This window comes from Massilia aurea (assembly GCF_024753205.1).
Lineage (GTDB): Bacteria > Pseudomonadota > Gammaproteobacteria > Burkholderiales > Burkholderiaceae_D > Telluria > Telluria aurea.
Genome location: NZ_JANUGZ010000001.1, coordinates 175,219 through 192,242 on the forward strand (window position 1 = coordinate 175,219; position 17,024 = coordinate 192,242).

The 17,024-nt window shown below is 64.9% G+C and carries 15 protein-coding genes; 11 read left to right on the plus strand and 4 right to left on the minus strand.

What is annotated here, in order from left to right; genetic code table 11:
• Positions 1 to 18: 18 nt before the first annotated feature.
• Entirely contained in the window at positions 19 to 258 is a 240-nt protein-coding gene (locus tag NX775_RS00755) for a hypothetical protein (RefSeq protein WP_258834246.1), read from the minus strand.
• A gap of 265 nt (positions 259 to 523) precedes the next feature.
• Here NX775_RS00755 and NX775_RS00760 point away from each other — a divergent pair, with 265 nt between their 5' ends.
• From NX775_RS00760 to NX775_RS00780, 5 genes are all read left to right on the plus strand, one after another.
• A complete protein-coding gene (locus NX775_RS00760; protein ID WP_258834247.1) occupies positions 524 to 1,849 on the plus strand; it encodes a hemolysin family protein in 1,326 nt (441 codons plus the stop codon).
• A 19-nt stretch (positions 1,850 to 1,868) separates the two neighbouring features.
• Complete coding sequence (locus NX775_RS00765; protein ID WP_258834248.1) at positions 1,869 to 2,687, plus strand: TlpA family protein disulfide reductase; 819 nt, start codon at positions 1,869 to 1,871, stop codon at positions 2,685 to 2,687.
• A gap of 42 nt (positions 2,688 to 2,729) precedes the next feature.
• Positions 2,730 to 3,431, plus strand: a complete 702-nt coding sequence (locus NX775_RS00770; protein ID WP_258834249.1) for an MBL fold metallo-hydrolase — start codon at positions 2,730 to 2,732, stop codon at positions 3,429 to 3,431.
• A 321-nt stretch (positions 3,432 to 3,752) separates the two neighbouring features.
• A complete protein-coding gene (locus NX775_RS00775; RefSeq protein WP_258835085.1) occupies positions 3,753 to 5,111 on the plus strand; it encodes an amino acid permease in 1,359 nt (452 codons plus the stop codon).
• Positions 5,112 to 5,275: 164 nt separating this feature from the next.
• The gene (locus tag NX775_RS00780) at positions 5,276 to 5,935 is read left to right on the plus strand and encodes an outer membrane beta-barrel protein (RefSeq protein WP_258834250.1); all 660 of its coding nucleotides are present in this window, start codon (positions 5,276 to 5,278) and stop codon (positions 5,933 to 5,935) included.
• 144 nt (positions 5,936 to 6,079) lie between these two features.
• Here the strand turns inward: NX775_RS00780 and NX775_RS00785 are convergent, their stop codons facing one another.
• Entirely contained in the window at positions 6,080 to 6,637 is a 558-nt protein-coding gene (locus NX775_RS00785) for a DinB family protein (RefSeq protein WP_258834251.1), read from the minus strand.
• A gap of 243 nt (positions 6,638 to 6,880) precedes the next feature.
• On the opposite strand from NX775_RS00785, the gene NX775_RS00790 reads away from it, so the two are divergent.
• From NX775_RS00790 to lpdA, 4 genes are read left to right on the plus strand one after another with little or no spacing between them, the layout of a single operon-like run.
• The gene (locus NX775_RS00790) at positions 6,881 to 8,113 is read left to right on the plus strand and encodes a 3-methyl-2-oxobutanoate dehydrogenase (2-methylpropanoyl-transferring) subunit alpha (RefSeq protein WP_183552559.1); all 1,233 of its coding nucleotides are present in this window, start codon (positions 6,881 to 6,883) and stop codon (positions 8,111 to 8,113) included.
• 2 nt (positions 8,114 to 8,115) lie between these two features.
• The gene (locus tag NX775_RS00795; protein ID WP_229424618.1) at positions 8,116 to 9,162 is read left to right on the plus strand and encodes an alpha-ketoacid dehydrogenase subunit beta; all 1,047 of its coding nucleotides are present in this window, start codon (positions 8,116 to 8,118) and stop codon (positions 9,160 to 9,162) included.
• Positions 9,163 to 9,164: 2 nt separating this feature from the next.
• A complete protein-coding gene (locus NX775_RS00800) occupies positions 9,165 to 10,508 on the plus strand; it encodes a dihydrolipoamide acetyltransferase family protein (protein ID WP_258834252.1) in 1,344 nt (447 codons plus the stop codon).
• A 3-nt stretch (positions 10,509 to 10,511) separates the two neighbouring features.
• The gene (gene lpdA / locus NX775_RS00805; protein WP_258834253.1) at positions 10,512 to 11,915 is read left to right on the plus strand and encodes a dihydrolipoyl dehydrogenase; all 1,404 of its coding nucleotides are present in this window, start codon (positions 10,512 to 10,514) and stop codon (positions 11,913 to 11,915) included.
• A gap of 65 nt (positions 11,916 to 11,980) precedes the next feature.
• Here lpdA and NX775_RS00810 read toward each other — a convergent pair whose 3' ends face one another.
• Both NX775_RS00810 and NX775_RS00815 read right to left on the minus strand, forming a co-directional pair.
• On the minus strand, positions 11,981 to 12,616 hold the full coding sequence (locus tag NX775_RS00810; RefSeq protein ID WP_258834254.1) for a TetR/AcrR family transcriptional regulator: 636 nt from the start codon (positions 12,614 to 12,616) through the stop codon (positions 11,981 to 11,983).
• A 382-nt stretch (positions 12,617 to 12,998) separates the two neighbouring features.
• Positions 12,999 to 13,349 carry a hypothetical protein gene (locus NX775_RS00815; RefSeq protein WP_258834255.1) on the minus strand — a complete coding sequence of 117 codons (351 nt, stop codon included), beginning with the start codon at positions 13,347 to 13,349 and terminating at the stop codon, positions 12,999 to 13,001.
• A 196-nt stretch (positions 13,350 to 13,545) separates the two neighbouring features.
• Between NX775_RS00815 and NX775_RS00820 the strand changes: the two genes are divergently transcribed.
• Both NX775_RS00820 and NX775_RS00825 read left to right on the plus strand, forming a co-directional pair.
• Complete coding sequence (locus NX775_RS00820; protein WP_258834256.1) at positions 13,546 to 14,499, plus strand: DMT family transporter; 954 nt, start codon at positions 13,546 to 13,548, stop codon at positions 14,497 to 14,499.
• 203 nt (positions 14,500 to 14,702) lie between these two features.
• Complete coding sequence (locus tag NX775_RS00825) at positions 14,703 to 16,961, plus strand: TonB-dependent receptor (protein WP_258834257.1); 2,259 nt, start codon at positions 14,703 to 14,705, stop codon at positions 16,959 to 16,961.
• Positions 16,962 to 17,024 lie beyond the last annotated feature (63 nt).

The window sequence follows — 17,024 nt, forward strand, 5'->3', positions numbered from 1 at the left end:
GCGCGAGCCGCTCGCTCGTTATCCCGAAAAGTTCCAGTCCAGGCCGAGCTTCCTGACCAGCAGAAGTGTCAGGTAGCCCAGCACCGCGAGCAGGACCACGAAGATGATGACGACCTTGGCCACGCCGATCACCAGCCTGCGCCGGTCCATGCCGTTCTCTTTCTTGCCCTGGTCATAGTGCCATTTGATGGCGAAAAACATGCCCGTGCCAAGCACGAGCGCTTTGAACGTAAAGAAGACGATCGGGAACCATTCCATTTTTTGGGTATTTCCAAGCTGTGAGTGAAGCCGGTGACTGCCAGTGCGCGCCAGGGCAGTCTGTGAGGATACTCCTTAACCGCGCTGTTCATACCCGGACAAAATGTCCCAGTCGGGACCGATGGCGCCGTCGATCATATGGGGACCCCGCCATCGTCCATGCTGTCCCCCACGTTTTTGTCATTTATGCCATGATTCCGCCGTACGCCATCGTGGCGGACCCGGCCACGGCCCGGAATGCCCGGCCATAGGCCTTTTGCTTGTCATGTCCGATATATTGATCATCCTCGTTCTGATCCTGCTGAACGGGGTGTTCGCGATGAGCGAACTGGCGCTCGTCTCCGCAAAACGCATGCGCCTCGAACGGCGCGCGCAGGAAGGCAGCCGCGGCGCGCGCAGCGCCATCGCACTGGCCGACAACCCGAGTCATTTTCTTTCCACCGTCCAGGTGGGCATCACACTAATCGGCATCTTTACCGGTGCTTTCGGTGAAGCCTCGCTCGTCACGCGCCTGCAGCCGCAGATTGAAATGGTGGGCTTCCTGGCGCCGTACGCCTACGAAATCTCGCTCTTCATCGTCGTGCTGGCCATTACCTTTGTCTCGATCGTGCTGGGCGAACTGGTCCCGAAACGCATCGCGATGCGCCATCCCGAGACGATGGCGACGATGATTGCCCCGCCGCTGTCAGCCCTGTCGCTGATCATGTCGCCGTTCGTCAAGGTGCTGTCGCTGACGACCGAAGCGATCGTGCGCCTCTTTGGCATCCATGACGCCAAAGAAGAAGCACCGACCGAAGAAGACATCGCCGGCATGTTCAAGGAAGGCACCGACGCCGGCCTGTTCGAAAAGACCGAATATGACATCGTCTCGCGCGCTTTGCGCCTGGATGACCGGCACCTGAAAGCGCTGATGACGCCACGCGTCGACCTGATCATGATCGACCTGGACGCCGAACGCCGCGACACGCTCGAACTGATCGCCTGCCACACCTACAGCCGCTTCTTGGTCTACCGTGGCGACCGCGCCCAGATCCTGGGCTTCGTGAAGGTGCGCGACCTGCTGGCCCAGTCGGTACGCCACGGCTCGCTCGAGGCGGTCAATATCGAGCATGCCGTGCAGGACGTGCTGTTCGTTCCCGAGACCGTGGGCGCGATGGTGCTGCTCGAGCTGTTCAAGAAAAACCGGGCCGAGCTGGCGCTGATCGTCGACGAGTACGGCGACATCCAGGGCATGGTCACGCTGTCGGACGTCATGAGCGCGCTGGTGGGCGACGTCACCGTGAATGGCGAAGAAACCGATCCCGACGCCGTCCAGCGCCAGGATGGCAGCTGGCTGCTCGATGGCGGCGTGGATCTGGACCGCTTCCGCGACGTCTTCAACACCACCGAACGATTCCCGGACGAAGAACTGGGCGCGTACCACACGCTGGCCGGCTTCGTGCTGTACCAGTTCGGGTATATCCCGAAAGCGTCCGAGTCGTTCGAGTGGAATGGCTATCGCGTCGAAGTGGTCGACATGGACGGCAACCGGATCGACAAGCTCCTGATCGAGCAGACCGCGCCCGCCGAACCGGCGCCGACCGAAGAATGATCCAGGCGCGCTGAAGCCAATGGATGCCATCCGGCTGGGCCCGCTGTACCTCCCGATTGCCGTCGCCCTGTCGCTGGCCGCGGTGCTGGCGGCCACGCTGGTCGCCGAGTGGTTCCGGCGCCGGCGCGGCATCGACCCGGGCGGCGCGCTCTGGAACATGATCGTGGCCGGCTTCGTCTCGGCCCGTCTCGTGTTCGTCCTGAAGCACCATGCGATCTATCTGGCGGCGCCATTGAGCGTGTTCGACATCCGTGATGGCGGCTTCTCGTCGGTCGCTGGACTGATCGCAGCGTGCGTGGTCGGGGCCGAGCTGACGCGCCGCCAGGCGGCGCTGCGGCGGCCCGTGCTGGCCTGCATGCTGGCCGGCTGCGCCGTCTGGTTCGGCGGCACGCTGCTGAACCAGGCATTCACGCCGCCCCATACGCCACTGCCGGACGTGATGGTGCGCCAGCTCGACGGCCGCGAAGTCGCGCTGCGCAGCTTTGCCGACCGCCCCGTCGTGCTGAACCTGTGGGCCACCTGGTGTCCACCGTGCCGGCGCGAAATGCCGGCCTTGTTGGCGGCGCAGGCGCAGCATCCCGACGTTGCGTTCGTGCTGGTCAACCAGGGCGAGTCCGCCGCCGTCGTGACCACCTACGTCGAGCGCGAGCGCCTGCGCTTGCCGGCCCAGTCGGCCACGATCGTGCTGGACCCGGGCAGCCAGGTCGCCGCGCGCCTTGGCGCGGCCGGCATGCCGACGACGCTGTTCTACGATGCGGCGGGCCACCTGCGCACGCGCCATGTGGGCGAACTCTCGCCAGCGACACTGGCCGACAAGCTGACCGCGATCCGGCCCTGAACCGCGTTTGTGGTACAACATGGCGCTACCGAGGAACCCATCATGCAACTGAACCCGATCCAGCTGTTCGACGCCGAGTCGTCCACCTTCACCTACATCCTGGCCGCGCCCGGCGCTGGCGACGCGGCCATCATCGATCCGGTCGACCGCCATTTCGAACGCGACCTGGCCCACCTCGAACGGCTTGGCCTGCGCCTGACGCATGTGTTCGAAACGCACGCGCACGCCGATCACGTCACGTCGGCCGGCCGCCTTCGGGCGCACACGGGCGCGAAAGCCTGCGCGCCAAGCGGCTGCGGCATCGCGCCGGCAGAAATCCAGCTGCAGGACGGCGACCGGATCGGCTTTGCCGACGGCGAAGAGCTTGCGGTGATCCACACGCCAGGCCACACGGCCGGCAGCATGTGCTACCTGTGGCGCGGCAACCTGTTCAGCGGCGACACACTGCTGATCGGCGGATGCGGCCGCACCGACTTCCAGGGCGGCAGCGCGGGCGATCTGTACGACAGCGTGACGCGCAAATTGTTCACGCTCGACGCCGCCACGCGGGTCTGGCCCGGCCATGATTACAAGGGGCAGTCGGTCTCGACCATCGGTTGGGAACGCGCGCACAATGCCCGCCTGGCCGGGCGCGGGCGCGCTGACTTCATCGCACTGATGGCGGCGCTCGACTTGCCACGCCCGGGCCTGATGGATGTTGCGGTGCCAGCCAACCGCAATCTGGGACTGGCGCACAGCGTGTAATTTTTACAGGCAAAAAAAAGCGCGGCCGAGGCCGCGCTGCTCTAACCGTCACCCGAGGAGTGACAGTTGTTGCTTCAGTACTTAGTAACGCCAGGTCTTCTTTTGAGCGACCGGACGCTTCATGACCTTGGTCTGAAACTGTTTCCACAGCAGGCCCGCCAGGGCCATCATGATCATTTTGCGCATGCTTGTCTCCAGTGAGTGTCGGCGAATTGCCATCACCACCAGCATAGCGCGCCCGCCAAAACCGTGGCGCGAGTTTGCCGCGCCCCGCCGATGCAGTAGAATCCCTGTCTTTATAGCAAGATCAAGAAACCGATGATGGACGACGGGCACCACCAACTCAAGCGCGGGCTGAAGAACCGCCACATCCAGCTGATCGCCCTCGGCGGCGCCATCGGCACCGGCCTGTTCCTCGGCATCGCCTCGACCATCCAGATGGCCGGCCCCTCGGTGCTGCTCGGGTACGCCATTGCCGGCGCGGTCGCGTTCCTGATCATGCGCCAGCTGGGCGAGATGATCGTCGCCGAACCAGTAGCCGGCTCGTTCAGCCACTTCGCCGACAAGTATTGCGGGCGCCGGGCCGGCTTTGTCTCGGGCTGGAATTACTGGGTCATGTACATCCTCGTCAGTCTCGCCGAACTGACGGCGCTTGGCATCTATATGCAGTACTGGTTCCCGGAACTGCCGACGTGGGTCTCGGCACTGGGCTTCTTCGTGCTCGTCAACCTGCTCAGCCTGTTGAACGTGAAGGCCTTCGGCGAGCTGGAATTCTGGTTTGCTGTCATCAAGGTGGCGGCCGTGGTCGGCATGATCGTGTTCGGCCTGTACCTCTTGATCGGCGGCGGCGCCGGCCCCGAGGCGGGCGTGTCCAATCTGTGGCGCCATGGCGGCTTCTTCCCCAACGGTGTGGGCGGTCTGGCCATGGCCATGGCGGTGATCATGTTTTCGTTCGGCGGGCTGGAACTGATCGGCATCACCGCCGCCGAAGCGGACGACCCGTCGCGCACGATTCCGCGCGCGACCAATAACGCGCTGTACCGCATCCTGATCTTCTACATCGGCGCGCTGGCCGTGCTGTTGATGCTGTTCCCGTGGCAAAAAGTCGTCACCGGTGGCAGCCCGTTCGTGCTGATCTTCGCCGCGCTCGACAACGGCTGGGTCGCCAACGTCCTGAACCTGGTCGTGCTGACCGCCGCACTGTCGGTCTACAACGGCTGCGTGTATGCCAACAGCCGCATGCTGTTCGGCCTGGCTGCGCAAGGCAATGCGCCGCGCGCGCTGATGCGCACCAATGCACGCGGCGTGCCGCTCAATGCACTGGCCGTCTCGGCCGTGGCCACCGGTTCTGCCATCCTGATCAACTACTTCCTGCCAGAAGAAGCGCTCGGCATGGTGATGAGCCTGGCCGTCGCCGCGCTCGTGATCAACTGGGCGATGATCTCGTGGAGCCACCTGCGCTTCCGGCGCAGCAAGGACCAGGCAGGCGAGGCGACGCTGTTTCGCAGCCCGTGGTTTCCGCTGTCGAATTACGTGTGCCTGGCATTCGTCGCCATCCTGCTCGTGATCATGGCGATCACGCCGGGGCTGCGCATCTCGGTGATCCTGATCCCGATCTGGCTGGCGCTGCTGGGCCTGGGGTTCTGGCTGCGCGAGCGAAGCGCCGCTCTGAAGGGATAAACCCAGGTGCGCTGCGCTCTCAGGGGCGCAGCAACACCGGTTGTGCAGGCGCAGTATGCGTTTCGAATGTCCGGGTGTGTGGCGAAAGCGGTATTTACAGCGTGCAGAAAAACTGTACAGTGATTGGCTGTTCTGCTCTGTAGTTCCATTGCCAAAGGACTGCCATGAACCAGCCTTTCAAGACGCGCTACGTCACGTGTCTCACCGCAGTTTTGCTGCTCGCGCCGTTGGCGGCCGCCGCCCAGGACGAGGCAGGCTTCTACGCGAGTGCTTACGGGGGCGTCCCCGCCGCGCCGTCCACGAGCTTTTCGGAATTCCGTCCTACCGGTTCCGGTGTCGGGGGCACGGCCAAGTTTGGTGGCGGTCTCGGCTTCGGTGCTGCCGCGGGCCGTCGGTTCGGCAACGGGTGGGCCGTCGAGCTGGCGTGGGACGAGCGTGGCAATTATCTCAGGCGCGTTGGTGGCGTCTCAGTCGATGGCAATATCTTTTCCGAACTGGTCCTGTTGAACGGCTATTACCGGTTTCCGGCCCGGGGCGCGCTGCGCCCATTCATCGGCGCTGGTCTGGGCTACGTGGTCGCCGTGGATATCGACGTTGACCGAAACGGGTCTGAGCAGGAGTATTCACGCAAAGGCGGCGTGGCGGTACAAGCCATCGTGGGCGCCGAGTACATCCTCTCGCCCCGCTGGCGCCTGAGCGGCGATGCGCGCTGGACGAGTGTCGAGAGCGGCACGTTCAAGGCCTCTGATGCCGGCAATGTGTTGATCGGCAAGCCGAAATATCGACCTGCTTCGCTCAATGTCGGCATCACCTATCTGTTCTAAGCGGCCCGAGGCACGTCCAACTGCCTTCCAGCAGCCTGCTTCGCTCGATGATTTTGCTGCATCGCATTTAAGCACCATCTTCCCGCTTGAGCAGGTTGGCGCTGCCGGGCCTGGGGTTCTGGCTGCGCGAACGGCGCGCCAGCATTACGCCGGAGGCCGGTCCCCGATCAGCACCAGCAGGTCGGTCACGCCGATATCGGCGCCGGCCTGCGTCAGCAAGGTGCTGGCCTGGCCACGGTGATGGGTCTGGTGATTGAAGAAGTGCAGCAGCAAGCTGCCGAACGGCTTGCAGAACGTGGCGCCACGCGTGTTGCGGTAAGCCAGCACGTAGTCCAGATCGGCTGCCGTTACCTCGGCCGCCAGCGCCATGATGATCCCGTCGATCCGCTCGCGCTGCTCGCGCAGCAGCGGCAGGCTGTCCCCGTACGACTGGCGCAAGTCGACCGGAATCGCCGCGCCGCGCAGCGTCTCGAGCGCGCGAAAAATCGTCGCATGGCCAGCAAAGCGTGACAGCCAGATGCTGTCGGCTGCGACCAGGTGGTTCAGCGTTCCCAGCAATGATCCAAAAAAGGCACCACGGTCGGCAACCACTGCCTCATGCGGCAAGTTCGCGGCCGCGTCGTACAACTGGCGGTTCATTGTCGCGTTGTAGCGTGCCAGCAGAAGGATGTCGTCGCAGGTCGGCATGCTGCCTCCGGTCATGGGGAAACTCAATTCTCTCACCCGCGCGTCTTTCCTCCGAAAATTAAATTGCTGCATCGCGTTGCCCGCACTGCCTGGCCGCAAACACAGCATGACGCTGCACAAGCCCGCCGATTCGTCTGCGCACGCCACTCCCGTATGGTGCATAGCAATATGAAAATAGTTCGCCGCAGTTGACGTAAACGTCAATCAGCACGCTATGATCTTCATGCTGCACACCACCTCACAAGGGAAAGCACATATATGAGCCAGAGCAATCCTCTGTCGCTGCACGTACCGGAGCCTACCGGCCGTCCGGGCTGCAAGACCGATTTTACGTACCTTCAGTTGACCCCTGCCGGCGCTGTCCGGCGCCCGCCCATCGATGTGGCCCCGCTCGAGACGAGCGACATGGCCCAGCAACTCATCCGCGTGCTCGACGAGCATGGCAACGCCGTCGGCCCATGGGCCGAAGCGCCCGACCGCGAGCTGCTGCGCTTTGGCCTGCGCACGATGATGAAGACCCGTATTTTCGATGCGCGCATGGTCATCGCCCAGCGCCAGAAGAAAATGTCGTTCTACATGATCAGCCTCGGCGAAGAAGCGATCGGCACCGCCCACGCGCTCGCGCTGCAGGACGGCGACATGAATTTCCCGACCTACCGCCAGCAAAGCCTGCTGATGGCGCGTGAAGTGCCGCTGGTCGACATGATCTGCCAGCTGCTGTCGAACGAGCGCGATCCCCTCAAGGGCCGCCAGTTGCCGGTGATGTACTCGGTGCGCAGCGCCGGGTTCTTCACGATCTCGGGCAACCTCGCCACGCAGTACCCGCAAGCGGTTGGCTGGGCCATGGCCTCGGCCATCAAGGGCGACACCAAGATCGCGTCGGCCTGGATCGGCGACGGCGCCACCGCCGAATCCGACTTCTCCACCGCCCTCACCTTTGCCCACGTGTACCGCGCGCCGGTCATCCTCAACGTAGTCAACAACCAGTGGGCGATCTCGAGCTTCCAGGCGATTGCCGGCGGCGAGAGCGTGACCTTCGCCACCCGCGGCGTCGGCAGCGGCATTGCGTCCCTGCGCGTCGATGGCAATGATTTTCTGGCCGTACTGGCCGCCTCGCGCTGGGCCGCCGAACGGGCGCGCAGCAACCTGGGCCCGACGCTGATCGAATGGGTCACCTACCGCGCCGGCCCGCACTCGACGTCGGACGATCCCGCACGCTACCGCCCGGCCGACGATTACGCCCGCTTCCCGCTGGGCGACCCAATCGCCCGCCTGCGCCAGTACCTGACCAACCTGGGCTGGTGGTCGGACGAAGAGCACGACGCGACGCACACGGCGCTCGAAGCCGAGATCCTGGCCGCGCAAAAAGAAGCGGAAAGTTTCGGCATCCTGGGCGACGAGCGCGCACCGAGCGCCGCGACGATGTTCGAGGACGTTTATAAAGACATGCCGGAGCATCTGCGCCGTCAGCGTCAACAGCTGGGGGTATGAGCATGGCACGCGACGATTTACCAAAAGATGCGGCCACCGTGCCGATGACCATGATCCAGGCGCTACGCTCGGCCATGGACGTGATGATGGAACGCGACGATAACGTCGTCGTCTACGGCCAGGACGTCGGCTACTTCGGCGGCGTGTTCCGGGTGACTGACGGCTTGCAGGCGAAGTACGGCAAATCGCGCGCGTTCGACGCGCCGATTTCCGAGGGCGGCATCGTCGGCACCGCGGTCGGCATGGCTGCGTACGGCCTGCGCCCCGTGGTCGAGATCCAGTTCGCCGATTATTTTTATCCGGCGACCGACCAGATCGTGTCCGAAGCGGCGCGCCTGCGCTACCGCTCGGCCGGCGAATTCACGGCCTCGATGGTGATCCGCATGCCTTGCGGCGGCGGCATCTATGGCGGCCAGACGCATAGCCAGAGCCCGGAAGCATTCTTCACCCACGTCTGCGGCCTGCGCACCGTAATGCCGTCGAACCCGTACGACGCCAAGGGCCTGCTGATCGCATCGATCGAGAACGACGATCCGGTCATCTTCCTGGAACCCAAGCGCCTGTACAACGGCCCGTTCGACGGCCACCACGACCGGCCTGTCGTGCCATGGTCGGGCCACCCGAAAGGCGACGTCCCGACCGGCTACTACACGGTCGAGCTGGACAAGGCGGCCATCGTCCGTCCCGGCAACGACGTGACCGTCATCGCCTACGGCACCATGGTCTGGGTCGCTGAAGCCGCCGCCCGTGAATCGGGCGTCGATGCGGAAGTGATCGACCTGCGCAGCATCTGGCCGCTCGACCTGGACACGCTCGTCAAGTCGGTGCAAAAGACCGGGCGCTGCGTGATCGTGCACGAGGCCACGCAGACAAGCGGCTTCGGCGCCGAACTGGCCGCGCTGATTCAAGAACACTGTTTCTACCAGCTGGAAGCCCCAATCGGGCGCGTGGCCGGCTGGGATACCCCGTATCCGCATGCGCAGGAATGGGCTTACTTTCCAGGGCCCGACCGTGTCGGCGCGGCCCTGAAACGCGTGATGGAGGGTTGATCATGGGGATTCATGTCATCAAGATGCCGGACCTGGGCGAAGGCATCGCTGAAGTGGAAGTCGTGGCCTGGCACGTGCAGCCGGGCGACACGGTGCGCGAAGACCAGGTGCTGGCCGACGTCATGACCGACAAGGCGACGGTGGAGATTCCGTCGCCGGTCGCCGGGACGATCACGAGCCTGGGCGGCGCGATCGGCCAATCGCTGGCCGTGGGCGCAGAACTGATCCGCCTCGAAGTGGCCGGCGCCGGCAACGTCAGCGCCGACAAGGCGCGCAAGGAGCCCGTGCAATCGGGCGCGGCCACCGCGCCGGCCGAAGAAGTCGCTGAACCGCAGCTCGAGGCTGTGGCGGCGCATGCCGCAGAAACATCAGCGCCGGCCGTTGCACCAGCCAAGCCGGCGCCCGCTCCGGCAGCCAAGCCAGCGCCAGCCAGGGCTACCTCCGGCGCGCCACTGCGCGCCGACGGCGAAAAACCGCTGGCCCCGCCGGCCGTGCGCCAGCGCGCCTGGGACCTGGGCGTCGAGCTGCAGTTCGTGCCTGGCAGCGGGCCTGCGGGCCGTATCACGCACGCCGACCTCGATGCGCACGTGGCTGGCCGCCGCGGCGCCGCGGCCAATGGCGCGATGGACGAGCGCTATGCCGAGCAGCACGGCGAACACGCCACGCAGATCATCGGTCTGCGCCGCAAGATCGCCGAGAAGATGCAGGAAGCCAAGCGCAATATCCCGCACTTCACTTACGTCGAAGAAGTCGATGTGACTGAACTGGAAGCGCTGCGCCTGCAACTCAACGCCCGTTACGGGCAAGAGCGCGGCAAGCTCACGCTGCTGCCGCTGTTGATGCGCGCCGTGGTGCTGGCGCTGCGCAGCTATCCGATGATGAGCGCGCGCTACGACGACGAGGCCAATACGCTGACAACCTACGACGCGGCCCATATCGGTATCGCGGCGCAGACCGAGTCGGGCCTGATGGTGCCGGTCGTGCGCCACGCCGAATCGCGCGACCCATGGTCGAGCGCCGCCGAAATCGCACGCCTGGCTGAAGCCGCCCGCAGCGGCAAGGCCACGCGTGACGAGCTGACCGGCTCGACGATCACGATCACGAGCTTGGGCGCGCTGGGCGGCATCGTCACGACGCCTGTCATCAACCGGCCCGAGGTCGCCATCGTCGGTGTGAACCGCATCGTCGACCGTCCCGTCATCCGTGACGGCGCGATGGTGGCGCGCAAGATGATGAACCTGTCATCCTCGTTCGACCACCGCGTCATCGACGGCATGGTGGCCGCCCAGTTCGTGCAGTCGATCCGGGGCTACCTCGAATTTCCTGCCACCCTGTTCGTGGAGTAAGCGATGGAGACGATCAATACGACATTGCTGATCATCGGTGGCGGCCCGGCCGGCTACGTGGCGGGCATCCGCGCCGGCCAGTTGGGCATTCCGACCGTCCTCGTCGAAGGCGCGCAGCCGGGCGGCACCTGCCTGAACATCGGCTGCATTCCGTCCAAGGCGCTGATCCATGCGGCCGACGAGTACGCCAAGACCGTGCACTACGCGGCGCAGACGTCGCCACTGGGGATCAAGGTAGATTCGCCCAGCATCGATCTCGAAAAAACGGTGGCCTGGAAGGACGGCATCGTCAAGCGCCTGACCGGCGGCGTGGGCGCGTTGCTGAAGAAACAGGGCGTGCGTGTGGTACGCGGCTGGGCACGCGTCCTCGACGGCAAGACAGTCGAGGTGCAGCCTCACGAAGGCAGCGGCCAGGAACCGGTGCGCATCCGCTGCGAACATTTGCTGCTGGCCAGCGGCTCGCATGCGGTCGAACTGCCGTTCATGCCGTTCGGCGGGCCGGTGATTTCGTCGACCGAGGCGCTGTCACTGAGCGAAGTGCCGCGCCGCATGGCCGTGGTCGGCGCTGGTTATATCGGTCTGGAACTGGGTACGGCGTTTCGCAAGCTGGGCAGCCAGGTCACGGTTGTCGAGGCGGCCGAGCGCATTCTGCCAGCCTATGATGCCGATTTGGTCAAACCGGTTGCCAGTTCGCTCGAGCGGCTTGGTGTCGAGGTGCGCCTGGCCACCTCGGTGCTGGGTATGGAAGGCGAGCGGGTCAAGGTGCGCGACGCGTCCGGCGTCGAAGCCTATCTCGAGGCTGACCGCGTACTGGTGGCCGTGGGCCGCAAGCCGGCAACCACCGGCTGGGGCCTGGAACATCTGATGCTCGATATGAACGGGCGCGCCGTCAAGGTTGACGAGCAATGCCGCACGTCGATGCGTAATGTCTGGGCGATTGGCGACCTGACCGGGGAGCCGATGCTGGCGCACCGCGCGATGGCGCAGGGAGAGATGGTGGCCGAGATCATCGCCGGCAAGCGGCGCTGGTTCCATCCGGCGGCCATTCCGGCTGTCTGCTACACCGATCCCGAGATCGTGGTGGCCGGCATGTCCCCTGGCGAGGCGGCAGCGGCCAACATCGACGCCATCAGCGCGAGCTTCCCGTTCAGCGCCAACGGGCGGGCGATGACTATCGAGAGCACGGACGGTTTTGTCCGCGTCGTCGCGCGCAAGGACAATCACCTGATCCTGGGCTGGCAGGCGGTGGGCGTCGGCGTGGCCGAACTGGCGGCAGGCTTCACGCAGTCGATCGAACTGGGCGCGCAACTGGAAGACGTCGCGCGCACGATCCACGCCCATCCTACTCTCGGTGAAGCGGTGCAGGAAGCAGCGCTGCGCGCGCTGGGCCACGCACTGCATATCTGATGCAGGCGCCGTCCCGTCCAGGGACGGCGCTTCAGCCCTTTTTTCCTCTTATTGCCGGTGACTGGTTACGCGCTGGTGGCCGGCGCGACGCGGGGCCGCTTGGACAGCGCGGTGCCAAGGCGCAACGCCGCAGCGACGGCCTCGTCGATCGGCGGCTCGTAGTTGCATGCGATCCAGCGCATCGCAATATGGATCACACCACCGATAACGCCTGCCTGCAGCAATTCGTCGTCCAGCAGATCCGGCGCCACCAGGCGCGTGACAGCCAGACCAAATTCGCGCAGCGATTCGTCGAAGGTACGGTCCACGGCAGCACTCACACCACGGATCTCGACGAGGAAAACACGTGCTGAGCGGGGGTCGCGCTGAATCGAAGAGAAATAAGCGTAGAGCATGGCTCGCGAGCGCGCAATCCTGCCACCGCGCGCAGATTCTCCGGCCAGCAGCACTCGTTCACGCACCAGATCGGTGATGAAATTGTAGCTGTCGATCAGGAGCATTTCGCTATTCGCGAATGATTCGTAGAAGTAGCGCTCGGTGAGACCCGCGGCGTCGCAAACAGCCTTGACGGTCGCGTTGTGATAGCCCCGCTCGCCATATACGCTGATGGCGCCGGCAATGAGGCGGTTACGCCGGTCGGCGCGACGCTGCTCAGGCGTCTGTCCGCGATAGGAGCGAGTGTTTGATATCTCTTGAGTCATTGCAACATTCTGACACATTATCACTAATAATGATGACAATCTGCCATGTCAGTCATTGCAACGGGGTCAAGGGCGTGACACTCCCACGGGCCTCTGATTTTCGCCAGCGGACAGGAGTCAATTGACACGACTGCTGTTCAATTTCCCTATGCAAACTGGGTATTTGCACCCAATCCCATGGGCGCACCGGAACCCTATCCGATCGAAGGCATCAACCGTTGATAGTATGCTCTCGACTTTGGCCGAACACCGTTATCTGGCAGACAAGGTGACCAGGTTCATTCTAGTCCACCCTTGTCACTCCAGCGAGCCTTAACGGAACTCTCGCGGGGCGGGGGCGGACGCTGCAACGCGATCCGCCAGCCCCGCAGCAGGTCATTGCTTATTTGTTGTCCGCACCTTTCCCAGCGCGGTCGCTGTTACCGGCAGCGGCGACCTGGCTGCCTTGCGTGCCATTCTCGTCGGCCTTGCCCTGGAAACCTTCATCGGCCTGTTCTTCGGTCGAGCCGCCTGCCAGCAAATCATCGGTGCGACCGAGCTGTTGCAATCCGCCGCCAGCCGTTTCGGCCTCGCTTTCGCTATTCGTTCCCGGCGCTGCCTGCTTGCTGCCGCTACCGGCGACGTCGCCGGTCGAACCAGCGCCCATGGTGGCAACACTGGTCGTGCCGGTGGTGAGCTGGTCCCAGTTACGGCCCTTGACGTCCTGATCCTTGTTGTCGTTATCGATTGGCATGCGGTGCTCCTGATGTGTGATGGATGCAGCTATCTTATGCCGATCGTACGCCGCCGCCATAGGCGTGTGCGCCCGTTTGCTGTAGGACTTGGGGCACTCAGTGGCGGGCCGCCACTGAGTGCGCGTCAACTCTCGCTTTGGCAGCCTGAGCCGCTGCTAGAATGCCCGGCTGACGGGATCACGGGAAGGAACAGGCATGGGGATCGGTGTGTTGTGCGGCTTGCTGGCTGGCGCCATGTGGGGCATCGTGTTCATTGCGCCGGCCTTTCTGGCCGCGTTCACACCGCTGCAACTGACCGTCGGGCGCTATCTGGCCTACGGCGCCATCGCCCTCGTGCTCCTGGGCCCGCGCCTGCGCGACCTCCTCGCCAGCCTGTGCCGGGCCGACCTGTACGCGCTCGCGCGCCACGCGCTGGCCGGTAACCTCGTGTATTACGTGCTGCTGGCGTATGGCGTGCAGTATGCGGGGGTCGGGCCGACCTCGCTGATCGTCGGCATGGTGCCGCTGGTGGTCACGCTGCTCGGTCGTCATGACCATGGCGCCGTGCCGCTGCGGCGCATGCTGGCCCCGTTGCTGCTGGTCGCGGTCGGCATCGCCTGCATCAACATCGACACGTTCATGCATGCACCGGTCGATGCCTCCGGCATCGCCATCGCGGGCGGCGTGCTGTGCGCCACTGGCGCCTTGCTGTGCTGGAGCTGGTACGCGCTCGACAATGCGCGCTACCTGAAGAACAACCCGCGCTTTAGCAGCGGCGAATGGTCGGCGCTGTACGGCCTGGCCACCGGCGTGTTGTCCCTGGTGCTGGCACCGTTCGCGTTCTGGGATGCCGGCGGGCCCGTGGCGGGCGAGCGCGACTGGACCGTGTTCTGGGTCTGCAACGCCCTGCTGGCGCTGGGGGCGTCGGTCATTGGCAATCATTTCTGGAACGTGGCGAGCCGCCGCGTGCCCGTCACGCTGACGGGCCAGCTGATCCTGTTCGAAACATTGTTCGCGCTGCTGTACGGCTGCATCTATCGCGGCGCCGGGCCACGGCCACTGGAACTGGCGGCAATCGCGCTGCTGATCGCCGGCGTGGCCTGGTCGGTCAGACTGCACGGCGCCGTCGGGAATGACAAAATCATCAGTCCTGATGCCGAGCTTCATTGACAGATTATTCAGTCAACGCGCCGACCGTTGCGTACAGGTGTCATTTTTGTTCAATTAACTTTCCGGGACTATTTCGCCTCAGGATGTACTGCTAGACTCTCGGGCGTGGAATTGCCCAGCGCAATTTAATTTACCACAAAGAACAACATCGGACATGCGTTGGCCACGACGGGCACGCATCCGTCCCACCGGGAGTCTTCGCAATGACAGCAACACCAGTCCGCCCAGCGCACACGCTGCTGGCTGCGGCCGTATCCAGTATCGTCTGCAGTATCGCCACGGCGCAAACCGTCCCTGTCCAACACGGCGGAGATGACACCGGCCTGGAAATGCCGGAAGTCGTCGTCACCGCGCAGCGCACCGAATCGCTGGCGTCGCGTACGCCGCTCGCGATCAGTGTCCTGTCCGGCGAACAGCTGCGCGATCTCGGCGCCGACAGCCCCGGCACCATCGGCCCGCGCCTGCCGAATGTGTATATCGACCAGGCGTTCTCGGGCCTGCGTCTGACGATCCGCGGCATCAGCAACAGCGACACCACCGACAAGGGCGATCCGTCGGCCGCCTTCATGCTCGACGGCGTGTATATCGCACGGCCTGCCGCCCAGAGCGGCAACTTTCTGGACATCGACCGCGTCGAAGTACTGCGTGGCCCGCAGGGCACGCTGTATGGCCGCAACACGACCGCCGGCCTGGTCAACGTGATCTCGAACCTGCCGACCGATCGCTTCGAGGGCGCCATCGGGTTCGAGGCGGGCACCTACGACAGGCGCAAGATCGACGGCGTCATCAATGTGCCGGTGAACGACATGCTGGCGCTGCGCGCTGCCTTGAGCAAGCTGACGCATGACGCCTACCTGAACAACGGCCAGGGCACGCTGCTGCGTCCCGGCATGGACCAGGACGACCGTGACGCGCGCCTGAGCGCGAAGCTCGCACTGGGCCGCGACGCCACGCTGGTGCTGCGCTACGATCACGGCCAGGCCAAAGGCAATAACGACCGCTTCGTGCCGGACACGAACTTTTACACCGGCGTGGCCAGCGGCACGCCCGTGTACCGCGACAGCACGACCGACGAACGCCTGACCAACAGCTTCCGCCCGCCGAACATGACGCCCGTGCAGGGCTGGCAAGACCGCGTGGCACAGGGCTGGTCCGCCGACCTGCGCTGGGATCTGGGGCCCGCCACCCTGTATTACCTGGGCGCGCGGCGCAAGCTGGACCAGGAACTGCGCCAGAACTACTATTACCGCGTGGCCCCGCGACTCGCCCTTGGCGTGATCAACAACTACGACAGCCACAACGAGCAGGATTCGCACGAGCTGCGCCTGGCCACCAATGGCGCCGGCCCGCTCAGCGCCCAGGGCGGCTTCTACTACTTCAGCGAAACGTCCGACACGTCGTATGCGTTCCAGGGCCTGCAAGCGGTCGGCCTGCCGCCGTACTACGCGTTTCCGCTCGTGACCGAAGCGCGCAGTCGCGCCGTGTTCGGCCAGCTGACCTGGCGCGTGATCGACGGCCTGCGCCTGACCGCCGGCGCGCGCCGTACCGAAGACGACAAGGACCGCGTCGGCTCCACCGATTTCCGGCAAGGGCCCGTGTTCAACGCCGCCACCGACCGGCGCCTGCTCAACGCGGCCGAACTGAATACCGCGCGCACGACCTGGCGCCTGGGTCTCGACTACGACCTGCTCCCCACCACGCTGCTGTATGGCAGCCTGGCCACCGGCTACAAGGCGGGCGGCTTCAACGATGGCTGCATCGCCGGCACGACCGCGCTGGGCATCGCCTGCCCGGCGGCAGTGGCCGTGCCGGAAAGCGCGCTGTACTACCAGCCGGAAGAACTGCGCGCCTGGGAAGCGGGCGTCAAGTCGCGCCTGTGGGGTGGCCGCGTTACCGTCAACGCCGCCGCCTTCGTGTACGACTACACGAATCTGCAACTGAGTGGCACCGCCATCGTCTCGGGCGCCCCGCGCATCCTGACCGGCAATGCCGGCGTTGCCCGCTCGCGCGGCCTGGAACTCGATGGCGACATCCGCGTCGGCAGCAACGGGCGCCTCAGCTACGGCGCGACCGCACTCGACGCGCATTACGTGACGTACAACCCGACCCCCACCGCGTCATGGGCCGGGCGCAAGCTCGATCGCGCGCCGAGCCATGTCTATACGCTCGGCTACGAGCACCGCTTCGGCGTGTTTGGCGGGCAGCTGCATGCAGGCGTGTTCTCGCGCCGCAGCGCCGAGTATGTAATCACGATCCCGAGCCAGCTGCTCGAATACCGGATCCCGGCGCACACGACCACCGACGCCACGCTGCGCTACGCCCCGGCCGGCGGCGCCTGGAGTCTGCTGGCGCGCGTGCGCAACCTGGAAAATTCGGTGCGCCCGTCGCTGATCGACAGCTTCGGCATGACCACACCGACGGCGCCCCGCACCGCCGACGTGCGCCTCGATCTGCGCTTCTGATCCGCAGATCAAGCCCCGGACGTCGCAAGGAACGCCGATGGACCGCATGCCGCCCGAATTGCT